We start from the raw sequence: 21,197 nt of genomic DNA, 5'->3' as shown, positions 1-21,197 counted from the left end.
GGTGGAGCGTTTTAAAAATTACGGGCTTTGGCTCGGAATCGGGTCATTTGTCGTGATTGCGCTTGAGACGTTCGGTGTCGACATCGACCTTGGCAAGTATGAACAGTTGTATCATGCGTTGTTAAGCATTTTGGTGATGGCCGGTATTTTAAACAACCCGTCGCTCGGCCGCGGTTATTCTGATAAAGTTGATAACAAGCCGTAAACCGTATGGGCGCCTGCAGAAGGCGCCCTTTTCGCGCCCGGAAAGGCGGGAAAGGCGGAAGAACGTTTTGCAGAAAATGACAATTATAATTTGACGGCAAAAAAACATTCTAAACATTGTCATCTATGTGAAGCCAAGGATGCGGACAACGGAAGCTTCGGCAAAAAAACATTCTAAACATTGTCACCCCCAATTCTTACACCATATAAGGAGGACATGAATCATGACAGTTGCAACACAAGTGAAGCAAACATTGGCGGGGTTAAAATCGGCGCAAGCGAGCTTCGAAACGTTTGCTTTGCAAACGGAAAACCAAGCTGCCAAACAGCTTTACCAACAAGCTGCCCAACAAACGCAGGCGGTGATTGACTTGGTAAACTCACGCATGCAAGAAATTCAAAATGAAGAGCCACAATATAAACAACAATAACCTTCGTTAAGGCGAATAGGATGGTTCAGGCGGGAAGGTTGGCAGCACGCCAACCTTTTCCCGGCTTTGCGGAAATACATAAAACGAATGGGTTGATGGAGATGAAAAAATGGTGGTTGGCGGCCGTGGCGGCAATCATGGCAACGAGCGGCTGCGCCAAGGAAGAAACGGAACAAAAACAATCGCTGCAAGGGGCGAACTTGCTGAGAACCCACACGTCCGGGACGGCAAAACATGCGGAGCTGAACCAAGGTCCGGCCGAGCGGGCGGCCAGCTATTTGCGCGGGCGCGACGATGTTCGGGACGTGGTGGCAGTCAACAGCGGGGATCGGTTGCTTGTCGCTTATCAAATTCCCCATATGAAGCGGTGGAGCCGAAAGCAAATTGAGAAAGACATTGACCAAAAACTGCGCGGCATGTTTCCCGGCTACGACGTCGTTTCCTCGAGCGATTTGAAAATTTTTTGGAAGACGAAGGAATTAAAAGCTAACATGGACAATCGACGCTGGGATGAACGAAAAGTCAATCGGGAAATTAGGCGTATTGAAAAGCTAAGCAAAGAGCAAACATAAGAGGTGTCATTATGGCGAATGAGAAACGGAAAAAGCTGACCCCAGTTCAACAGGAATATCATTTATTCGAAAAAGAACGGGAAACGAAGCGCCCCATCGTGCGCAACTGTGTTTGCGCGTTTCTCGTTGGCGGAATCATTTGCACAATCGGGCAGGCGATCTCTTATTTCTATATGTACTTCTTTGATTTCACCGAGCAAACGGCCGGCAATCCGACAGTGGCGACGATGGTCTTTTTATCGATGATTTTAACTGGGCTTGGCTTCTATGACCGAATCGCCCAATTCGCCGGGGCGGGAAGCGCCGTGCCGGTGACAGGGTTTGGCAACGCCGTCATCTCGGCGGCGATTGAGCACCGGACGGAAGGATTTGTGTTGGGCGTCGGGTCGAACATGTTCAAGCTTGCCGGCTCTGTCATTTTGTTCGGTACGTTTTCCGCCTTTGTCATTGCCCTTGTCAAAACGATTGCGACCCAGTGGGGGGGATTGTAATGCTGAAAGGACACCGCACATGGGTGTTTGCGAACAAGCCGGCGATCATCGCCACAGCGGCAGTCGGCGGGCCGTTTGAGGCGAACGGCCGCCTTGCGGAAGACTTTGATCTTCTCCATGAAGATTTATGGCTCGGCGAAGAGTCATACGAGAAGGCGCACCGCGTGCTCATGGAAGAAGCAGCGTTTCAGGCGATGGAAAAAGCGGGCCTGGAGAAAGAAAAAGTGCAATTTCTCATCGCCGGCGACTTGATCAACCAAATGACCCCGACAAGCTTTGCCGCCCGGACGCTCGGCATGCCGTATCTCGGTGTTTTTGGCGCCTGTTCCACTTCAATGGAAGGACTGGCGCTCAGCGCTTTTATTACGAACTACGGCGGGGCAGATTATATATTAACCGGAGCCTCAAGCCACAATGCCGCCGTCGAAAAGCAGTTCCGCTACCCGACCGAATACGGCGGGCAAAAGCCGCCGACGGCGCAATGGACGGTGACGGGAGCAGGCGTAGCGATCGTCAGCCCGAAAGGGGACGGGCCGCGCGTGACCGCGGCGACGATCGGCCGCGTTGTGGATATGGGGCTTGCCGACCCGTTCAACATGGGTGGAGCGATGGCGCCGGCGGCGGTCGATACGATTGAGGCGCATTTGCGCGATAGGCAAATCGATGCATCGTATTACGATTTGATCGTCACCGGCGATCTAGGGCGAATCGGACGCCAAGTCTCTCTTGACTTGCTGCGTCAGCACGGTATTGACATCGATGAAGAGCGCTACCAAGATTGCGGACTGCTCATTTACCGCGATGGGCAGCCGGTTTTGTCCGGGGCAAGTGGGGCGGCTTGTTCCGCCGTTGTCGTTTACGGGCATCTCATCAAACGGATGCGGCGCGGCGAGCTGAAGCGCATTTTGGCAGTCGCGACAGGAGCGCTATTGTCACCGCTGTCGTTCCAGCAAAACGAGACGATTCCGTGCATCGCCCACGCGGTGGCGATCGAGTATGGAGGTGAGGCGTAGCGTGTTGGCTATGTTTTTTTGGGCGTTTGTCGTCGGCGGGCTGATTTGCGTGATCGGGCAAATTTTGATGGATGTCTTTAAACTGACACCTGCGCATACGTTGACGATTCTCGTCGTCGTCGGGGCGATTTTGGATGGATTCGGTTTGTATGAGCCACTCATCGATTTTGCCGGCGCCGGGGCGACGATTCCGATTACGAGCTTTGGAAATGCGCTCGTTCACGGCGCGATGCAAGAGGCGGAAAAACACGGCATTATCGGCGTATTGACCGGCATGTTTGAAGTGACGAGCGCAGGGATCTCCGCGGCGATCGTCTTTGGGTTTATCGGAGCGCTCTTGTTCCGCCCGAAAGGATAGGAGGGATCTTCCATGACCGTTGCTTCGCAGGTGAAACAAACGTTGGCGAGCTTAAAAGGCATTCACGCTGGGCTGCAGCAGCTGGCGCTCACTTCCCAGGATGAAACGGCGCAGCGGACGTTTCATGAAGCGATGCTTGCGACAGAGGAGATCATCGCGGACATCAAAAACCGGATCGGCCGGCTCGAGTTCGAAGAGCCGCAATATCACGGAAAGTAAGGAGCATGATCGATGCCTATATGGTTAGAAACCGCCATTCGTTCGATTTGCATTTTGATCGGGTTGTTTGTGATCACCCGCATTCTCGGCAAAAAGCAATTATCAAAATTGTCGTTTTTTGAATACATCGTCGGCATTACCGTTGGCGATATCGCTGGAACGATGTCCGTCGATTTAGGCATTTCGTTGCAAGAAGGCATCACCAGCATTTTGATTTGGTCGCTGTTTCCAGTGGCTGTCGCTCGCCTCTCACTGCGCAACAAGAAATTTCGTGATTTTGTCGAGGGCAATTCCACGGTTTTTATTAAAAATGGCAAAATTTTAGAGGAAAACTTGAAACGGGAGAAATATACGGTTGACGAGCTGCTCGAACAGCTGCGCAAAAAAGATGTGTTCCGCGTCGCCGACGTCGAATTTGCGGTGCTTGAGCCCAACGGCGATTTGAACATCCTGCTGAAACGGGAAAAGCAGCCGCTCACCGTCGGAGACGTGTTCCCAAACCCGCCGCGGGAAAAAGAGCCGCAAACAGTCATTATGGACGGCATAATTTTGGATGAACCGCTCGCTACGATGGGGCTTGGGCGCGGCTGGCTGAAGGAGCAGCTCGACAAGCAAGGGGTGGCGGTCGAAAACGTCTTTCTCGCCCAAGTCGATTCATACGGGCAACTGACAATCGATTTGTATGACGACAAGATCCAAATTGCCGAGCCGCAGGAGAAAAAACTGCTTTTGGCCGCGATGAAAAAAGTGCAAGCTGACTTGGAGCTGTATGCATTGCAGACCAATTCCGAAGAGGCGAAGGCGCTGTATGAACGAAACGCCTCGAAAATGCAAGAGCTTGTGCAAAAAGTCGAGCCGCTCTTGCGAAACTGATGACACAGGAGGAAACGACGATGGAAGACAAACGGACAAAAACGACCGATGAGGAAATCCAAATCCAATTGAAAACGAACGACCGCTCCGAGCGGGCGCGAACGACTGATGAGGAAATTTCGATTGAATTGATGTTTGACAGCCCACAGCTGACGCGCCAGCCGAAAGACTACGACGAAATCGAATATTGACGGCTTCCGTTTCCACAATCGCCGATCATAAGGAGCTGTCTGTTCATTCGCAAGGCTGTCTGGGAAGGAAAACTTCCTTCTCGGACAGCCTCTCTTTTTGTTGCTCTTGCAAGGGCGCTGACTTGCCTTACTCCGGCAGAGACTGCAAAAAGGCGCGCACTTCTTCTGGCGTTTTGGCGTCAGCACTGTGCAGATGAGCAATTTTTTCTCCATTGCGGAAGACGAGCAAGCTCGGGATGCCAAGCACTTGGTATTTCTCGCCAAGTTCCGGAAACTGGTCGCGGTCGATTTCAAACCAGTCGTATTGCCCATAGTCGCGAACGATGTCATCGATGAACATATTGAGGCGCATACAGTCTGGGCACCAAGTCGTATAAAATTTGATGATGGCTGGTTTGCCGCTGGAAATGGCAACTTGGAATTGTTCAGTCGTTTCAATTGTTTTCATATTCGTTCCCTCCCTTTCATGTTGCCGTTCATCTTTACTTTATCATATGGCGAGGCAAAAAAAGAACGGTGACGCCTTCACCACGGGCAGCCGTTTTTGCATACAACAGTAAGAAAAGGAGGGAAACGTATGAGCAAAGAGCTGGAAAAGGCGCTCGAAGGTTGGGTTGCGTCGCGCAAAGAAGGGCATGAAACGTTCATCCGCCTGTTTGAACAATGGGGAAAGGACTTTAACAAACAGCTGCAAGAAATCGAAAAATTGAACAATGGGTTTCTCAAAAGTGTGCAAGGCAACTTAGACTACATCGAGCAATGGTTTGCGAAGAAGGAGCGGGAATTTGCCGAGCTGTTCCGCCGATTTGGATGACAAAATGGCGTTTGCGCCCATACGCCTCACTAAGCCGGTGAATACGATACAGTAAACGGAGAAGGAGGTGCACATTATGATGGGCTTCTGCGGCTACGGTTATCCTTATGGCTACGGCTATGGCGGTGGCTATGGCGGTGGTTTTGTGCTGATTGTCGTGTTGTTTATCTTGTTGATTATTGTCGGCGCGGCATTTGTCGCCTAACGGGAAAAAGCGAATGGGATACGGGCCGTTTCGGCGCCACGGAGCGGCTCGTATTTTTCTTTCCTTTGATGCACGCCGACGCGGGAGCATCATACGATATAGCAGGGAGAAGGAGGCGGAGAGATGGATCAACAATTTTTTAAAAACATTGAAAAGAAAACGGGCGTCAACATGAAAGACATTTTGGAGCTCGCCAACTCGCTGCAAAACGCCAATTTCAGCGACGAAAAAACGGTGCGCCAAGTCGTGAAGCGGGTGGCGCAAATCGCCAACCGAAAAGTGCCAAAAGAACTTGAAGACCAAATCGTCAAGGCGATCGTCCATAACGGCAAGCAAATTGATTTCAATACGATTGCCAATATGCTGAACAATAAAAAATAAGCAAAAGGGAGCTTGCGCGCGCAGCTCCCTTTTGCTCTGCTTGGCTCAGGGGAGCGAAATGATGTTCAATGCCTCCAAGCCTCGGATCAGTGTAGACGAGGCTGTTCTAATGGCCATCATTCGAGCGATTTCACCATCGTGACATGCGGGATGCCAGCATCCATAAAGACGCCGGAGACGGTCGTGTAGCCGAGCTTTTTGTAAAACGGTTCCGCGTGCGTCTGGGCGTTCAGTTTCGCCGTTTTCGCCCCTTTTGTTTTTGCCAGCTGTTCGATCGCTTCCATCACCATCCGTCCGGCGCCGCGGCCGCGGTGGGACGGCAGGACGCAAATGCGCTCGATTTTGCCGACGCCTTCGTCAATGAAGCGAAGCCGGCCAGCGCCGACCGGCGCTTCGCCGTCATACAGGACGAGATGGAACGAGTCGTGCTCGAATGCGTCGACTTCCTCTTCTTCGGGGACGTTTTGTTCTTCAATGAACACGAGCCGGCGGACGCGCAGGGCGTCTGCATACAAGGCGAGGTCGTTTGTCGTTCCAATCGCGACGTTCATGTCAGATTGTTTCCTTTCCTCCAACAACAAACGTTTCATACACGGTCCACGAACCGTCCTCAAGCTGGTAAAGGAGATGGAAGCGGTCGACGGTCTCCTCGAAGTGCACCTCTTGCAGCTTCAGCTGGCTGTAGACGTCTGCATATTCCGCTCCCGGCAAATCGCGGCCGATCGTAATGTGAGGCACGAACACAAACTCCGGCTTTCCGGCAAACAAACCGCTGTGCAGTTGTTCATGAAGGCGCTCGAGCACGTCGTTTGGCTCCACTTTCAAATAAATGATGTTGCTTGTCGGATAAAACGAGCTGAATTTCGTCACTTTGATTGGAATGGGAGGCGTTTCTGCCGCAATCCGGCGCAGCTCTTTCGTCATTTCCTTCAGCTGCTCCTCACCCGCTTCAAACGGATATTTCAGCGTAATGTGCGGCGGAATGAGGGCGTAATGGCTGTCGTACCGTTTCCGGTACGAGTTGGCAAAATCTTGAATTTGTTTTGGCGGAAAGATCACGATGCCGTACTTCATTTTGGTTTCCCTCCTTGAACCAGTTTGTTTTCCATGCGCAAACGGCGCACGGAAAGGATGCAGCGGCTCGATATCCTCGAAGCCGTTCTGTTTTGGCCTATAACGATAAAACAGCGGCTACCGCCCGCGGCACATCCGGCTGCCAATACGTCCACGCATGGTCGCCTTCGAACTCATGGTACGTATAAGCAAACCGTTTTTCCATAAACAAGTCCCGCGCCATTCGATTCGGGGTGATAAAATCGCGCACATGACCGTCCGTCGTTTTCACCGCTGTTTCCTCCGTGCCGACAGAATGGTAAAACGAAAGGAGCGATGGATCGCGAAATGAGCCGATGCGCGCCAATACCGAGTCATCGATATAGGGGGACTGCATGGCGATTTTCCCAAATGTATGTGGATACAACAACCCGGCTAGAAGCGACACGGTTCCGCCGAGCGAATCGCCGATCAGCGCCCGGCCTTTGCCCATTTGATACGTCGGCAGTTCGCGGTCCAAAAACGGGACGAGTTCATGGGCTAAAAAACGAATGTATGCTTCGAGCTTTCGGCCTTGTGGGTGGTATTTCTCGTAGCGGTCGTTGACGTTCCGATACGGGATGCCGACGACGATCGTCCGGTCGATTGTTCCTTCTTCCATCAGCGTTTCGATGACCGTTTTTATTTTTCCATACATAAAATAATCTTTGCCGTCTTGCGCGATTAGTAAAGAATATTTGTAAAGCGGCGAAAAATTGCTTGGCAAGTAGACGAGCAGTTCGATTTCTTCTTGAAGCTCTCCGCTGTACAGCTTGTAGTCGCGCATGATTCCTGTTGCTGTCGCCATGACCATCCTCCATGAAAGCGTAAGTTCATCTGTTATTGTAACATATTTGCACCAAAAGATGTTAATGAACGGCTCGAATTTTTTGTGAATTTGCCGAATGGTGCCATTGATAAAAAAATGACTTGCAAAAACAGGGGGAATGCGCTACATTTTTTATTAAATTAGAAAAATTGAATACGCGTCTCATTCTTATCAAGAGAAGCGGAGGGAACTGGCCCAATGAAGCTTCAGCAACCAGCCGCCCGGCGGCCAGGTGCTAAATCCAGCGAATTGAGCATTCAATTCGGCAGATAAGAAGAAGCATGACCATGTGTATGGAAAAGTCTTCTTCTTAGAAGACTTTTTTTATTTATTCAAGCGGCCGCTCCGATGAACCGCGTGGCGGTCTAGGACCGAGGCGCTCGGCCGCTGCCCGAGAGACAGCGGCGCTTCGTTTTGCGCCAAGCGGTCGGCCGTTGACCCATGATGGAATTTTCAGCAGAAGGAGAGAGATGAGATGGAGAAACTGGAGACGTTGTTAGCGCAAATCGGCAACCGGAGCGAAACGGCGACGGGGACGGTCAACCCGCCTGTTTATTTTTCCACCGCTTACCGCCATGCCGGCATCGGAGAGTCGACCGGATTTGACTACATCCGCACCGGCAACCCGACGCGCAAAATCGTCGAAGAAGCGATCGCAAAGCTTGAAGGCGGCGACCAAGGCTATGCGTTCAGCTCCGGCATGGCCGCCATTCAGACAGTGCTCGCCTTGTTTGAGAGCGGAGATGAGTTTCTCGTATCGGCCGACCTGTACGGCGGCACGTACCGCTTGTTTGAGCGCGGCTGGCGCAAGTACGGTCTTGGGTTCCATTACGTCGATTTTACCGATCTTGCTGCTGTAGAGGAAAAAATTACGGAAAAAACAAAAGCCATCTTTTTGGAAACACCGACAAATCCACTCATGCACGAGACGGATATCTCTGCGGTCGCCGAGCTCGCCAAGCGGCACGGGCTTTTGTTGATCGTTGACAACACGTTTTATACACCGGTGCTTCAACGCCCGATCGAACAGGGCGCCGATATTGTCCTCCACAGCGCGACGAAATATTTAGGCGGCCATAACGACGTCTTGGCCGGCCTTGTTGTCGCCAAGGGCGAGGAGCTCTGTCAACGCCTGGCCGAGTATCAGAACGCCATCGGCGCTGTTTTGTCGCCGTTTGATTCGTGGTTGCTGATCCGCGGGATGAAAACGCTGGCCCTAAGGATGCGCCAACACGAAGAAAACGCCAAGCGCATCAGCGCCTTTTTGCGCGAACATGAAGATGTCACCGATGTGTTGTATCCGGGAAGAGGCGGGATGCTGTCGTTCCGGATTGCTGATGAGAAGTGGGTGAACGGGTTTTTAAAAAGCTTGCGCCTCATTACGTTCGCGGAAAGCTTGGGCGGAGTCGAAAGCTTCATCACGTACCCGGCGACGCAGACGCATGCCGACATTCCAGAAGAAATTCGCATCCAAAACGGCGTCTGCAACCGTCTGCTTCGCTTCTCCATCGGCATCGAGCACGCCGACGACTTGATCGCCGATTTGGCGCAGGCATTGAAAAACATGAAAGAGGTGTGAGCGATGGAACGGGAATGGTCGTTTTCGACGAAACTGCTCCATAACGAATGGAAATTCGATCGCCGTACAGGGGCGGTGAGCGTGGCGATCCAGCACGCCTCCACGTTCCATCAGTTCGATTTCGACTCGTTCGGCAAATACGACTACAGCCGCTCCGGCAACCCGACGCGCGAGGCGCTCGAGGAAACGATCGCGGCGTTAGAAGGCGGCGTGCGCGGATTCGCCTTCGCTTCTGGCATGGCCGCCATTTCGACGGCGTTTTTGCTCTTGTCCCGAGGCGACCACGTTCTCGTGACGGAAGACGTCTACGGCGGCACGTACCGGATGATCACCGAAGTATTGAGCCGCTTTGGCATTGAATATACGTTTGTCGATATGACCGATTTGCGCGCCGTCGCCGAAACCATCCGACCGAACACGAAAGTCATTTACATGGAAACGCCGTCCAATCCGCTCTTAAAAGTGACCGACATTCAAGGCGTCGTCAAGCTGGCGAAAGCGCACGGCTGTTTGACGTTCTTGGATAATACGTTCATGACGCCGGCGATGCAGCGGCCGCTTGATCTTGGCGTTGATGTCGTCCTCCACAGCGCCACGAAATTTTTAGCCGGCCATAGCGACGTCGTCGCCGGGCTGGCGGTGGTGAAAGATGAAGAATTGGGAAAAGAGCTGTACAAACTGCAAAACGCCTTTGGCGCCGTCCTCGGCGTCCAAGATGCGTGGCTTGTGCTGCGGGGGATCAAAACGCTCCATGTCCGCTTGAAGCAGTCATCCGAATCGGCCATGGCCATCGCCGACTATTTGGCGCGCCACCCGAAAGTGGAAGACGTGTATTATCCGGGACTGAAGAACCATCCAGGCCATGACATTCAACGCAGCCAAGCGGCTGGGTTTGGCGCTGTGTTGTCGTTCCGACTCGCCGATGAAGAAGCGGCCCGGACGTTCGTCCGAAACGTCGGCCTGCCCGTGTTCGCCGTCAGCCTTGGGGCGGTCGAGTCGATTTTATCGTACCCAGCGAAAATGTCGCATGCGGCGATGCCAAAAGACGAGCGGCTCCGCCGCGGCATTACCGACGGACTGCTGCGGCTGAGCGTCGGGCTTGAGGATGTGAACGATTTGATCGCCGATTTTGAGCGGGCGTTGTCGTTTGTGAAAGAACAGCGGTCCGTCCCATCCACCTAGCAAGGCGTCACACGGTATGCCCCTTGCGACGGGGGCGTACCGTTTGCACTGTGTGAACGGAAGAAAGACGCAGCCCGAATAATGCTTCGTGCTAGAAAGAAGGTTTGGACAGTGCTGATTAGGAGACAGCTGTGGACGAAGGCAAAAGTTGTTGTTCTACATATTGTAAAAATACATCGACAATTTCTTCATCCCATTGTGTTCCTTTTCCGTTTTTTAAAATGTCCACGGCTTGGCGAATATCCATGCCTTTACGGTACGGACGGTCCGAAGTCATGGCATCAAACGCATCCGCGACGGCAATAATCTTGCCAAACAACGGAATTTCGTCGCCTGTTAAACCATCTGGGTATCCCTTTCCATCGATGCGTTCGTGATGGGAGCGGATGCCGGCTAAAAGCGGCTCAATCGGTTTGATCGGCCTAACTTCGCGCAAAATGGCTTCTCCAAGGGCGGGGTGTTTTTTAATCCAGGCAAATTCGTCATCGCTTAGTTTTCCGTCTTTAAGCAAAATGGCATCCGGGATGCCGATCTTTCCGATGTCGTGCAGCAACGCGGAGCGATACAAGGCATCAAGCTGTTCATCCGGTAGGGAAAGCTGTTTCCCGATCGCGAGCGCATAGCGGGCCACGCGCGACGAGTGCCCCGCTGTATAGGGATCGCGGGCGTCAAGCGCTGCTGTCAGGACAGTGATAAAACTGTTGAGCAGCTCTTTGTTCATTTGGTCGCGTCGATGCACAGCATCGATCATATGGTTGAATCCGCGAAGCAAGTAGGCAAATTCATCAGTATACACATTGTGGGCGACAGGCTCATACGTTTCGTTTTCCGCCCGTTCCATATGGGTTGCCAGCACGCTGACCGGCTCATTGATCTCATCCACCAACAAGCGAGTCAAAAAAACGGAGAAGGTGATCGAAAACAGCAAGATGACGGCCGCCCATGGCCAATACGACCAGTGAGAGGCGCTCGGCTCGGTGAGCGACCATTTGATTTCGGTCGCTAAGCTGAACAATAAGACAGGAAACGTGCTGCTGAACAAGACCGTCAGCTGCAGTTTCGTTTTGAGCGACACAGGGAGCGGCGAATGCCCTTCATCGATCCTGACACCCTTCGTAAGCAAATACGCCATCAGCGGCCGGCAAGCTTTCGTTGTTAAGAAAAATTCAACCAACCCGTGAAGTGACGCAATCAAAATGGCGCCGATAAAGGCGTACAAAATGTATCGATATGGAAGGGACAGCACACGGTAGTGGATGCATAAAGCCGTCAGCCCCATGCCGGGAATCGACAGCCCGAACAAGTGCGGGCCTAAAATGCGGCGAACCGCCAATAGAGGCAAGCGGCGCGCTTGTTCTAGGGCTTTCGCAGCCAACCTTTCGTCCGGATGCTTAGCGCCAAAAAATTGCCGAATCGGCGCCAAATCGCGATGAAACACCGTCCATTCTGACGCCCCCATGACGATGGTTGAAAACAACAAAATGCCGATCAGCCATTTGGCTTCTTCCCATGAGATGACGAGCGTCGTCAACATCAATGTCGCGCCGACGCCGATCACAGCGATGGCTGAGCCGGTAACATAATGACGCAGCAACTGGTGCACGAATGAACGATACATGTTGTTCCGCCTTTCTTCTAAGACTACGGACTTATTTCTAATATACTGATTCTCGTTTCATAGGACAATGAGAATGTAATAGAAAAATGCGATGCGCTGTACGATCTCCCTCCGTGTTGGTTATTTGTCCGTCTGTGTGTCAATAATATTCCACTTCGCCGCCTCACTCATCCTTGAACGCGGCGTCGGCTCGACCGTCAGTCCGCAGTTTGCCACTGAGCTGGTTGAAACTGTGACTCTCGCCCGAACAGCAGCGCCGCCGCATCATCACACAGTACGAATCCGCCCGCCGCCGGTATACCCCGCTTTTGCTCGAGCCGTTCGATCACGGGTTGTTCTGATCGAGGACGGCACGAGCTTCCCTTTTTTCACAGTGAACACTTATTTTTTAAAAAATAGTTGACAACCTGTATTTCCGTTTATATAATTAAAAATGTGTTCAACAGCGAACAACAACATATGATTCCGTAGCTCAGCTGGGAGAGCGCCACCTTGACAGGGTGGAGGTCGCTGGTTCGAGCCCAGTCGGAATCATCAAGTGAAATCCCTTGAGCCACAAGGCTTCAAGGGATTTTTTATTTCTGTTGTCATTCGTTATTTTTGGTGTTTTTGGTGATTTGGTGTGATTTTTGGAGTGATTGATTTAAAACTTTATTCCTCCTCAAACAATTGCTCGAATTTTTCGGCTGCTGTTTCTTGTATGCTTGGAAGCAAATGAGAGTAAGTATCCATTGTCATTTTGATACTCGCATGTCCTAACCGTTCCGAAACGACCTTCATATGAACATTTTGTTGTAACAGCAAAGTTGCATGTGTATGCCTTAATGAGTGCAATGTAATATCCTTTTCTAATTTCATCTTTTTATAAACTCGTGGTGCTAGTTGAACCCTAACGCTCAACTAGCCTGAGTGTGACAAGTGAATAGACCAACAAGATTCCATCGAGTGCAGCCTCAAACCCTGAAATAGAGTTGGCACGAATATCTGTGATCCGATACTGGTCGACAAGGACGGAAAACACCGTCTCAATCACTTTTCGTTTTTTCGTGAGCCACCTCTCCCATGATGCAGATGGGCGATGCTTCTGATTTTTGCGAGATGGAGTCCAGAGGGCGATTTGATATTCCTCATATAGCTTTCTTTGTAAATCATTGCTAATAAATCCCTTGTCACCTAAATGGTAGGGGTGAGGAATTTGCGTCATCACAGTTTCAGCAGCGTTTCGATCATGACAGGATGCTTCGGTTACCACGTATCCCATCGGCAGTCCTTGATCGGTCACTTGAAGATGCAACTTGAATCCATAGTACCACTGCTTTTTCGACACACAATGCCCGATGTCAGCTATGCCTTGGAATCGTTGAACGCGATGTATTCTTGCGTGGTGACACAACTCCATCGGTATACTGTCTACGACCGCATAGGCATGATGTTGTCCACGTTTGGCAAGCTCATGGCGAATCCATTTGATCGCAAAGCGTAGCGCTCGACAACGGCGATTGTATCGAGAACGTTCGAGAAACGATTGATCAGCGAACAAGTCGCCAGTGACAAAACGATGCCATGCGCGTTCCGAAGAAGAAACCCAACCGTTTTCCTAACAGATGAACGGCAATGATGACCGCATCTTCTTGCTTCACTAAATGAACATTTCGGCGTTGCAAATACATTTGAATGGATGGAAGTTGGGCAGAAACAAAAAAGAAAATGGCTGCATATTGTTTTGGAATCTTCGCTTGATCTGTAGTAAAATGAAAGTGCTCCTGCATGGGGACTTTTCTTTCGAATGTTTGGTCGCACTTTCATTCTACGGGAGATCCGCAGGCAAGAGCTATTTTTTTGCTTACTCGATTTTATCTAGCACCACGGGTTTATTCTATATAATGTTACTCAGTGATTCGTCCTCTATTATAAATAACATTGGCACATTTAGTCGATATTGCTCCTAAAGAAATGAACAGAAAGTAATAGAACCTCAATTGTGGAATTTTTATACAATAGAGGAAGTGATGAATAGTGACTCACCTGCAAAGAAAAATAAATATAAAAAACTTCACTATTTTTTTCATTAGTTTTTTATTCATAATCTTAATATGTTCTTTTTTCTTTACACGTATTGCATATAGCTTAGTAGAATTGTTCATAGAGAATCGGAAAACACTCGTACTCAAAGATGAATTTATATTTGTGGTTTTACTAGTAATATTAAATATTATTTTGGTAATGGAAAAAAAGAAACCTTTCCAACTCCAAAAGAAGCTAATTTTTTATAGTTTAGTAGGCGTTTGTTGCATTTTTTTCTTTATTGGCCCCTATATTTTTAAATTTATTCCTTTATACAATATGGACACGATCATTAATGTTTTATTGTTATTACAGATAATTTTAATGGTATTAGCTATTAAGAAGCTTCCGATCAGTAAACCGTCAGAGACCTCTTCTTTTATCGGATTACTTGTTATCGCTATAGTTGAATTCTTTATCACAATAACAATCGTAATTTGTAGAAAAGAAATTTTTTACATAACCCAATATCTCAAAAACAAAACGTTTCATTTTATTCAACCAGTTCTGGTGATTGGTGCTGTTAGCTTTATTCTGCTTTTAATAAGCATAAAGTTGTTTGGCAAGTTAAATATTAGAAGGTTAGAGCTATTCCATGCATTGAGCTTGATAAACGGTATCGCAATATTTTTTTTTATTTGGATTTTGGTTCAGCTCACACAATTTGTAGTTGTTTATTTTTTGGCGAATAAAGTTGTTTGGGTATTTAGCTATGATCACATCATGCCGGCAGAATGGCTTGGCAATTATTTCGCGTATATTTTTGGTGTGGGATTACCCGAGGAGTTTTTCATGCGGGGGTTTATGTTTATTCAACTTTATTCGCTTTTTTTAAGTAAATTTTCATTAAACAAAGAGTGGAGCATTTTCATTTCTTTAATGATATCACAGGCTTATTTTAGTATGAGTCACTTACCTAAATTATTAGAGTTAGGAATGGCATGGGATTATTTGATTCAAACCTTCGTACTTGGTATATTTTTTGTACTTGCTTATCTTAGAACGAGTAACCTATATGTGTCTATTTTTATTCATGGTTTAATTGATTATAATGATCCACTCTTTTATCCAAAAGAAATAATTCCATATACTGAAGATATATCTTATCTGGTGCAATTTTATGCTTTAATAGCATTAATATTTTGGCCGTGGATTACAAAAAATGATTCCCAAAATAATAAGGAACTGTAGATGAGCATTTTTTATTACAATAATTTCCATGTATAAAGAGACAAACAGGGTACCCCTTAGGCGACATGGAGCTGTTTTTTGATCACATTAATGGGAATATCTTGCTTCGCTGCGTTGTAAATGAACTCGACTAGGCTGTGTCCTTTCCGCGATCGAAGAAGCTCCAGTCCGGCGGAGAGGTCTTGTTGAGATTCGGCGATGCTGTACACGCAAGCCAACAACACGGTGATCCAATACCGTTTGACCGCCCGAACGTGGCGAACGCGGTATCCACCTGGCTTCAGCTGGTCTTTGATTTTTTCTCTGTGTGAGAATAATGCCCATCACACCCTTGAATGGCGTGCATAGCCCGTGACGAAGGCTTCGTTTTTTGGCAAATCGTATCATCGATCGAAACAAAAAGAGGGGAATTCTCTCGTTTCGAGCTGCGTTCGACACGACGAAGAATCCACTGCTGGAGTTTACGAAGCAACGTCTCTTCATCCCAAGGGCTTTTCGTGAAAAAATGGCTGAGTGTCGTGCGATGGTTCGGATGAAAGCTCCCATGATGGAGATCGGTCAGCGTTCCTGAAAATCCTTTGGTCGTCAAGACATCGACGATATGAACGAGATGCTTCAAGACCGGTTTCGAGAAGTAAAGTGCTAATCCCAATGTTATGAAAAACTTGTGGATTCCTTGATGATGTGCTAATCTATTCATGAGACATGAACCTCCTTGTGTGAATGGTTTGGTGACACATCTATTCTAACCAAGGAATCGGGTTCATGTCTCTTTTTTTGTTTGGATGTAAATTTATGTTAGCGAATTTACTCATCTACAGTCTCTTATATCGTTTTATCCATGATCGGAAAGAAGAACTCTCTCCGCTGGAAATATTGAAAGTACGATTAGCCAAAGGAGAGATTTCTTTGGAAGAGTTTGAACAACTATTGAAAAAATGTGAATAAATGATGAAAAAATGGTTGATCATGATGGCGTCAACCATCTCTTTCATTGCTTTATATACCCATTACCGGTATAATGTAATTGAAGAGGTGATACTTGATGAACCATTGTGAAGATCAACATATGGATAAAAAAATGATTCCGCGCACGGAAGAAGAAATTGAAAAAATTGTGAATCGCTTAAAACGCATTGAAGGACAAGTGCGCGGCGTGCAAAAAATGGTGGAGGACAATCGTTATTGTATTGATATTTTAGTGCAAATTTCAGCGATCACGGCAGCGTTAAATAAAGTAGGATTGAACTTGTTAGAACGTCATGTCAGCCATTGTGTGTCGAAAGCGATCCGCGAAGGGAGCGGGGACGAATCGATTCGCGAATTAATGGATGTCATTAAGCAATTCTCAAAGTAAGGGAGGGAAAGATGGATGAGTGAACAAAGAACTGTGACAATGAAGGTGACCGGCATGACATGCGCCGCGTGCGCCAATCGGATTGAGAAAGTATTAAATAAGATGGATGGAGTAGAAGCCAATGTCAATTTGGCAATGGAAAAAGCAACGATTCAATATGATCCATCGAAGCACACGGTCGCCGATATCGAAGCGAAAATTGAGAATTTGGGGTATGGCGTTGCGACAGAAAAGGTGACGCTTGATATTGAAGGCATGACATGTGCGGCCTGTGCGACGCGGATTGAAAAAGGGTTGAATCGGATGGAAGGTGTGACAAGCGCTACAGTAAACTTGGCGACAAACAGCGCGGTGGTCGAATACAAGGAGGGCGTTGCATCTGTCGAAGACATTTTAGAGAAAATCAAAAAGCTTGGGTACAAAGGGCAAATTCGAAACGAGGAACAAGACGATGCTGGCCGGAAAGAAGAGCGGCTTAAACAAAAACAACGGCAACTCGCTATTTCTATCATCTTATCGTTGCCGCTGCTTTATACGATGCTTGCCCATATGCCGTTTGATATCGGCTTGCCGATGCCGCATCTGTTGATGAATCCATGGTTTCAGCTTCTTTTAGCTACACCCGTTCAGTTCTACATCGGCGGTCCTTTCTATGTAGGGGCGTACCGGGCGTTGCGAAACAAGAGCGCCAACATGGACGTCCTCGTGGCGCTTGGAACATCAGCCGCGTACGTTTACAGCTTGTATGAAGCTTTTCGAACGCTTGGGAATCCTGAATATATGCCAAGATTATATTTTGAAACAAGCGCCGTCTTGATTACGCTTGTGCTTGTCGGAAAATACTTTGAAGCTCTTGCAAAAGGGCGAACAACCGAAGCGATCTCGAAGCTAGTCAGCCTGCAGGCGAAGGAAGCGACCGTCATTCGGAATGGGGAAGAAATGAAAGTTCCGCTCGAGGAAGTGGTGATCGGCGATACGATCCTTGTCAAGCCAGGTGAAAAAATCCCGGTGGACGGTACGGTCATTGCCGGAGCATCTTCTGTAGACGAATCGATGATTACCGGTGAATCAATTCCAGTTGATAAGAAGGAAGGCGACTATGTGATCGGGGCAACCATGAATACAAATGGGGTGCTCACCATTCGCGCAGAAAAAGTAGGAAAAGATACAGCACTTGCCAATATCATTAAAATCGTCGAAGAGGCGCAAGGTTCGAAAGCCCCGATTCAGCGGATGGCGGATGTCCTGGCGGGTATTTTCGTACCGATTGTTGTAGGAATTGCGGTTGTTGCATTTATGATCTGGTACTTCTTTGTTGCGCCAGGCGACTTACCAAAAGCGCTTGAGGTGGCCATCGCCGTTCTTGTCATTGCGTGTCCGTGTGCGCTCGGTTTGGCCACCCCAACGTCGATCATGGTCGGAACAGGAAAAGGAGCAGAACATGGTATTCTTTTTAAAGGAGGTGAGTACTTAGAAGGAACCCATAAAATCAACGCGGTCTTACTCGATAAAACAGGAACGGTGACAAAAGGAAAACCGGAAGTCACCGATGTGCTGGCCTTCCGAGAGGACATGCTCGATTATGCGGTTTCCGCCGAGAGCGCTTCGGAGCATCCGTTGGCTCATGCGATTGTTGAATACGGGAAGAAACAGTCGATTTCGCCCAAAACGTTGGAACGCTTTTCCGCCATTACCGGCCACGGAATTGAAGCTGTTATTGACGGAAAAACCGTCCTTGTTGGAACGCGAAAACTGATGAAGGAACGTTCTGTAGAGATTTCCATGCATGAAGACAAAATGGTAGAACTTGAAAAACAAGGAAAAACTGCTATGCTTGTGGCCATCGATGGAGAGCTTGCCGGCATCATTGCGGTCGCGGATACGGTGAAAGAAAGCTCTAAAGAAGCGATTCAAACATTAAAACAAATGGGCATCGATGTATATATGGCAACAGGGGACAATCAGCGGACGGCGGAAGCGATCGCCAATGAAGTAGGCATTGAGCATGTGTACGCCGAGGTGCTCCCGGAAGACAAAGCGAACATCGTCGAGGAATTGCAAAAACAAGGGAAACGAGTGGCGATGGTCGGCGATGGGATTAACGATGCGCCGGCTTTGGCAAAAGCGGATATTGGGATGGCGATTGGCACAGGAGCAGATGTCGCGATCGAAACGGCCGATGTTACCTTGGTCGGCGGCGATTTGCGCCATATCCCGAAAGCCATTGAGTTGAGCCGCCAAACGATGAAAAACATTCGGCAAAATCTGTTCTGGGCTTTGTTCTATAATACAGTTGGCATTCCTGTAGCCGCTCTCGGGTTATTGGAACCATGGATCGCTGGGGCAGCGATGGCATTTAGCTCTGTATCGGTTGTGACAAACGCGCTTCGTTTGAAACGCGTGAAAATATGAACATTTAAGGAGGAATGGATGATGACGATTACGTTGCAAGTACAAGGCATGACATGCGGACATTGCAAAGCGGCGGTGACGAATGCACTTCAAGCGTTGGATGGCGTCAACCGTGTAGAGGTGCATTTGCAAGAAGGTACGGTTGATGTGGATTATGATGAAACAAAGGTCAGCGTAGAAAAACTGAAAGAAGCGATTGAAGAGCAAGGGTATGATGTGAAGTAACAGACGGAAGGTGTCCCGAAATGATAACGGGGCACTTTTTTATCCAGAACGCAGCGGGACATGGTCATCGCCTAAACGGGTTCTCGGCTGGAGCAAGTTTTTTCTCTTCATGAAGAATAACGAGAAATTTTCTTAAACAAAATACAACATATTGTTTTTTTGGTGATTGTTTTATACCTAGATATGGTAATAAAAAAGAGGGGCTGACCCCAAAACGCATTTGTGTTTTGGGTCAGCCCCCTCAGCTTTCTTATTCCCCTTTATTCGTTGTGTTATTCGGATCTGGAGTATAGTCCGATTTGTAATCGGCATATTTGACTTCTGTTACCATTCCCGCTGAGGCATGGTGCAAGTCATGGCAATGGAACATCCAATTTCCCGGATTATCCGCTTTAAATGCGACGACATATTCTTCACCAGGGTTTACATTTAAGGAATCCTTCATCAATGGAGAGCCTGTGACTGACTTGCCGTTTTTGCTTAATACTTGGAAGAAATGTCCGTGTAAATGCATCGGATGGACATCCATCGGTGAATTGTTCACTATTTTTACTTTTACTAAATCTCCTGTCTTCACATTGATCGGCGCTGTGTCAGGATACGTTTTCCCATTAATCGTGAAAATCATGCCATTTTTGCCCATGGCCGTTCCTAAATCCATTGTGTACTCTACATCATATTTTTGGTCTAACGTAAATGGACCTTTTTCATATTTTCCATATGTGGTCATATCCACGACAGGGAGGTTTTCTTTTGCATTTGCTTTGTCCGTATTGTTTGCTTGTCCTTCGTATTCAATTTTCACTTTCATGCCATCGGTCCCTTTCATATTGCCGTGACATTCTAGTAACCATTCACCCGGGTTATTGGCGATAAACTCAATGTCGTAGCGCTCACCCGGAGCGATATTCAACAGTTCATCTTTGATTGGTTGCGGGTTCTTTAACGGTTGGCCGTCCGTTGCGACAATTTTAAACTCATGTCCATGCAAATGAAGCTTGTGGGACATGTACCCTGCATTGACAAGACGAAGTCGCACTTTTTCGCCTTTTTTCACTTTTAACGGTTCAATCGCCGCTCCGCTTTTTCCGTTAATCGTGAAAAGATCGTACATATTCATGTTATGTCCCATGTTGCTCATATCCATTTGTTGGCCATCGGAACGATTTCCATGTCCCATATCGCTATGGTTCATGCCGCTCATATTCATGTCCATATGGCTTTCTTCGTTCGGGTCGCTCATCCATTCGTCTAACACAAGAGTATAGTCCCGATCCACTTTTTCCTCATTTTTTGGTTCGACGATCAACGTGCCGTACAATCCTTTGTCCACTTGCTCGGCGCTTTTTTGATGGGAATGATACCAATACGTCCCCGGCACGGTTGCGGTAAATTCATACGTAAACGTTTCACCCGGTTGAATGGCGTCCATTGTGACACCCGGTACTCCATCTTGATTATTTGGAACAGGATAGCCGTGCCAGTGAATGGTAACCGGTTCTGGCAATTCATTTTTTAACACAACTTTCACTTTTTCCCCTTGCTTCACGCGGATTTGTGCACCAGGCACGGATCCATTATACGTGTATACCGGGAGCTTGACTTGATCATTGATGGGCAATAACGCTTCCTTCGCAGTAAGGTGAATTTCTTTCCCAGATAATACTTCTGTATGGGTTGCTAAAGGCAATTGCTGCTTGCTCGTTTCTGCGGAAGTATTTTCTTTTTTCATATTCATGTTGGACATGTCATGTCCCTGCATGGAAGATGGATTTGAGCAAGCTGCGCCAATCGCTGCTACTCCTGCGAAAATGGCGCCAAGCAGCCATTTCTTCATGTCGTTTTCCCTCCTTAAGCTTGTAGTGGGAGATGCAATTATATGATAGAAAATAGATG

At 48.3% G+C, this 21,197-nt stretch carries 26 protein-coding genes, 1 tRNA gene, 2 pseudogenes and 1 riboswitch; of the genes and pseudogenes, 20 read left to right on the top strand and 9 right to left on the bottom strand.

The window, feature by feature from the left end:
* Window position 1 precedes the first annotated feature (1 nt).
* From BJQ97_RS12890 to BJQ97_RS17445, 9 genes are all read left to right on the top strand, one after another.
* Window positions 2–205, top strand: coding sequence for a holin (locus BJQ97_RS12890; RefSeq protein ID WP_160156880.1), 204 nt, complete (start codon window positions 2–4; stop codon window positions 203–205).
* 223 nt (window positions 206–428) lie between these two features.
* Window positions 429–635, top strand: coding sequence for a DUF1657 domain-containing protein (locus BJQ97_RS12885; RefSeq protein ID WP_011230352.1), 207 nt, complete (start codon window positions 429–431; stop codon window positions 633–635).
* Between the two features lie 95 nt (window positions 636–730).
* Window positions 731–1,207, top strand: a complete 477-nt coding sequence (locus BJQ97_RS12880; RefSeq protein ID WP_160157617.1) for a YhcN/YlaJ family sporulation lipoprotein — start codon at window positions 731–733, stop codon at window positions 1,205–1,207.
* A gap of 11 nt (window positions 1,208–1,218) precedes the next feature.
* Window positions 1,219–1,698: a stage V sporulation protein AC gene (gene spoVAC / locus BJQ97_RS12875; RefSeq protein WP_066232148.1), complete on the top strand. Its 480-nt coding sequence runs from the start codon at window positions 1,219–1,221 to the stop codon at window positions 1,696–1,698.
* Window positions 1,698–2,711, top strand: a complete 1,014-nt coding sequence (gene spoVAD, locus BJQ97_RS12870) for a stage V sporulation protein AD (protein WP_160156879.1) — start codon at window positions 1,698–1,700, stop codon at window positions 2,709–2,711. Before spoVAC ends, spoVAD begins: the two co-directional genes overlap by 1 nt.
* 1 nt (window position 2,712) lies before the next feature.
* Window positions 2,713–3,069, top strand: a complete 357-nt coding sequence (gene spoVAE, locus BJQ97_RS12865; RefSeq protein ID WP_013146042.1) for a stage V sporulation protein AE — start codon at window positions 2,713–2,715, stop codon at window positions 3,067–3,069.
* 12 nt (window positions 3,070–3,081) lie between these two features.
* Complete coding sequence (locus tag BJQ97_RS12860) at window positions 3,082–3,288, top strand: DUF1657 domain-containing protein (RefSeq protein WP_044736205.1); 207 nt, start codon at window positions 3,082–3,084, stop codon at window positions 3,286–3,288.
* A gap of 12 nt (window positions 3,289–3,300) precedes the next feature.
* Window positions 3,301–4,161, top strand: a complete 861-nt coding sequence (locus BJQ97_RS12855; RefSeq protein WP_160156878.1) for a DUF421 domain-containing protein — start codon at window positions 3,301–3,303, stop codon at window positions 4,159–4,161.
* A gap of 20 nt (window positions 4,162–4,181) precedes the next feature.
* Window positions 4,182–4,352 (top strand): hypothetical protein, encoded by a 171-nt coding sequence (locus tag BJQ97_RS17445; RefSeq protein WP_197071929.1) that lies wholly within the window; start codon window positions 4,182–4,184, stop codon window positions 4,350–4,352.
* Between the two features lie 127 nt (window positions 4,353–4,479).
* Here BJQ97_RS17445 and BJQ97_RS12850 read toward each other — a convergent pair whose 3' ends face one another.
* Complete coding sequence (locus tag BJQ97_RS12850) at window positions 4,480–4,800, bottom strand: thioredoxin family protein (RefSeq protein ID WP_160156877.1); 321 nt, start codon at window positions 4,798–4,800, stop codon at window positions 4,480–4,482.
* A 129-nt stretch (window positions 4,801–4,929) separates the two neighbouring features.
* Between BJQ97_RS12850 and BJQ97_RS12845 the strand changes: the two genes are divergently transcribed.
* The 3 genes from BJQ97_RS12845 to spoVIF all read left to right on the top strand — a co-directional run bounded on the left by BJQ97_RS12845 (window position 4,930) and on the right by spoVIF (window position 5,752).
* Window positions 4,930–5,166, top strand: coding sequence for a hypothetical protein (locus BJQ97_RS12845; RefSeq protein ID WP_011230361.1), 237 nt, complete (start codon window positions 4,930–4,932; stop codon window positions 5,164–5,166).
* 76 nt (window positions 5,167–5,242) lie between these two features.
* Entirely contained in the window at window positions 5,243–5,371 is a 129-nt protein-coding gene (locus BJQ97_RS12840; protein ID WP_013146038.1) for a YjcZ family sporulation protein, read from the top strand.
* A 123-nt stretch (window positions 5,372–5,494) separates the two neighbouring features.
* The gene (spoVIF, locus tag BJQ97_RS12835; RefSeq protein WP_044732019.1) at window positions 5,495–5,752 is read left to right on the top strand and encodes a sporulation-specific transcription regulator SpoVIF; all 258 of its coding nucleotides are present in this window, start codon (window positions 5,495–5,497) and stop codon (window positions 5,750–5,752) included.
* A 116-nt stretch (window positions 5,753–5,868) separates the two neighbouring features.
* Here the strand turns inward: spoVIF and BJQ97_RS12830 are convergent, their stop codons facing one another.
* The 3 genes from BJQ97_RS12830 to BJQ97_RS12820 form a co-directional block, all read right to left on the bottom strand.
* Complete coding sequence (locus BJQ97_RS12830) at window positions 5,869–6,303, bottom strand: GNAT family N-acetyltransferase (RefSeq protein WP_044732018.1); 435 nt, start codon at window positions 6,301–6,303, stop codon at window positions 5,869–5,871.
* A gap of 1 nt (window position 6,304) precedes the next feature.
* The gene (locus BJQ97_RS12825; protein ID WP_160156876.1) at window positions 6,305–6,826 is read right to left on the bottom strand and encodes a YjcG family protein; all 522 of its coding nucleotides are present in this window, start codon (window positions 6,824–6,826) and stop codon (window positions 6,305–6,307) included.
* Window positions 6,827–6,923: 97 nt separating this feature from the next.
* Window positions 6,924–7,652: an alpha/beta hydrolase gene (locus BJQ97_RS12820; RefSeq protein ID WP_160156875.1), complete on the bottom strand. Its 729-nt coding sequence runs from the start codon at window positions 7,650–7,652 to the stop codon at window positions 6,924–6,926.
* Window positions 7,653–7,838: 186 nt separating this feature from the next.
* Window positions 7,839–7,949, top strand: a riboswitch (SAM riboswitch).
* A 199-nt stretch (window positions 7,950–8,148) separates the two neighbouring features.
* On the opposite strand from BJQ97_RS12820, the gene BJQ97_RS12815 reads away from it, so the two are divergent.
* Together BJQ97_RS12815 and metC are read left to right on the top strand one after the other, a co-directional pair.
* Window positions 8,149–9,252 carry a methionine biosynthesis PLP-dependent protein gene (locus BJQ97_RS12815; RefSeq protein WP_160156874.1) on the top strand — a complete coding sequence of 368 codons (1,104 nt, stop codon included), beginning with the start codon at window positions 8,149–8,151 and terminating at the stop codon, window positions 9,250–9,252.
* Window positions 9,253–9,255: 3 nt separating this feature from the next.
* A complete protein-coding gene (metC, locus tag BJQ97_RS12810; RefSeq protein ID WP_160156873.1) occupies window positions 9,256–10,434 on the top strand; it encodes a cystathionine beta-lyase in 1,179 nt (392 codons plus the stop codon).
* Window positions 10,435–10,552: 118 nt separating this feature from the next.
* On the opposite strand, the gene BJQ97_RS12805 is transcribed toward metC, so the two are convergent.
* Complete coding sequence (locus BJQ97_RS12805) at window positions 10,553–12,052, bottom strand: HD-GYP domain-containing protein (RefSeq protein WP_160156872.1); 1,500 nt, start codon at window positions 12,050–12,052, stop codon at window positions 10,553–10,555.
* A 461-nt stretch (window positions 12,053–12,513) separates the two neighbouring features.
* On the opposite strand from BJQ97_RS12805, the gene BJQ97_RS12800 reads away from it, so the two are divergent.
* A tRNA-Val gene (locus BJQ97_RS12800) sits at window positions 12,514–12,586 on the top strand.
* A 117-nt stretch (window positions 12,587–12,703) separates the two neighbouring features.
* On the opposite strand, the gene BJQ97_RS12795 is transcribed toward BJQ97_RS12800, so the two are convergent.
* Together BJQ97_RS12795 and BJQ97_RS12790 are read right to left on the bottom strand one after the other, a co-directional pair.
* On the bottom strand, window positions 12,704–12,910 hold the full coding sequence (locus BJQ97_RS12795) for a tyrosine-type recombinase/integrase (protein ID WP_160156871.1): 207 nt from the start codon (window positions 12,908–12,910) through the stop codon (window positions 12,704–12,706).
* A gap of 31 nt (window positions 12,911–12,941) precedes the next feature.
* A pseudogene (locus BJQ97_RS12790) lies at window positions 12,942–13,821 on the bottom strand (IS982 family transposase).
* 247 nt (window positions 13,822–14,068) lie between these two features.
* Between BJQ97_RS12790 and BJQ97_RS12785 the strand changes: the two are divergent.
* On the top strand, window positions 14,069–15,307 hold the full coding sequence (locus BJQ97_RS12785) for a CPBP family intramembrane glutamic endopeptidase (protein WP_160156870.1): 1,239 nt from the start codon (window positions 14,069–14,071) through the stop codon (window positions 15,305–15,307).
* A 56-nt stretch (window positions 15,308–15,363) separates the two neighbouring features.
* On the opposite strand, the pseudogene BJQ97_RS12780 reads toward BJQ97_RS12785, so the two are convergent.
* Window positions 15,364–16,007, bottom strand: a pseudogene (locus BJQ97_RS12780) (hypothetical protein).
* A gap of 65 nt (window positions 16,008–16,072) precedes the next feature.
* Here BJQ97_RS12780 and BJQ97_RS18175 point away from each other — a divergent pair.
* The 4 genes from BJQ97_RS18175 (at window position 16,073) to copZ (ending at window position 19,301) form a co-directional block, all read left to right on the top strand.
* Window positions 16,073–16,255, top strand: coding sequence for an SHOCT domain-containing protein (locus BJQ97_RS18175; protein ID WP_201451696.1), 183 nt, complete (start codon window positions 16,073–16,075; stop codon window positions 16,253–16,255).
* Between the two features lie 97 nt (window positions 16,256–16,352).
* Entirely contained in the window at window positions 16,353–16,664 is a 312-nt protein-coding gene (locus BJQ97_RS12770; protein ID WP_160156869.1) for a metal-sensing transcriptional repressor, read from the top strand.
* Between the two features lie 15 nt (window positions 16,665–16,679).
* Entirely contained in the window at window positions 16,680–19,076 is a 2,397-nt protein-coding gene (locus BJQ97_RS12765; protein WP_160156868.1) for a heavy metal translocating P-type ATPase, read from the top strand.
* Window positions 19,077–19,097: 21 nt separating this feature from the next.
* On the top strand, window positions 19,098–19,301 hold the full coding sequence (gene copZ / locus BJQ97_RS12760; RefSeq protein ID WP_044731971.1) for a copper chaperone CopZ: 204 nt from the start codon (window positions 19,098–19,100) through the stop codon (window positions 19,299–19,301).
* Window positions 19,302–19,551: 250 nt separating this feature from the next.
* Here the strand turns inward: copZ and BJQ97_RS12755 are convergent, their stop codons facing one another.
* On the bottom strand, window positions 19,552–21,138 hold the full coding sequence (locus tag BJQ97_RS12755; protein WP_160156867.1) for a multicopper oxidase family protein: 1,587 nt from the start codon (window positions 21,136–21,138) through the stop codon (window positions 19,552–19,554).
* Between the last annotated feature and the right edge of the window lie 59 nt (window positions 21,139–21,197).

It is taken from the genome of Geobacillus sp. TFV-3 (assembly GCF_009901865.1).
GTDB lineage: Bacteria > Bacillota > Bacilli > Bacillales > Anoxybacillaceae > Geobacillus > Geobacillus thermoleovorans_A.
This window is presented reverse-complemented; position numbering and strand designations above follow the sequence as displayed.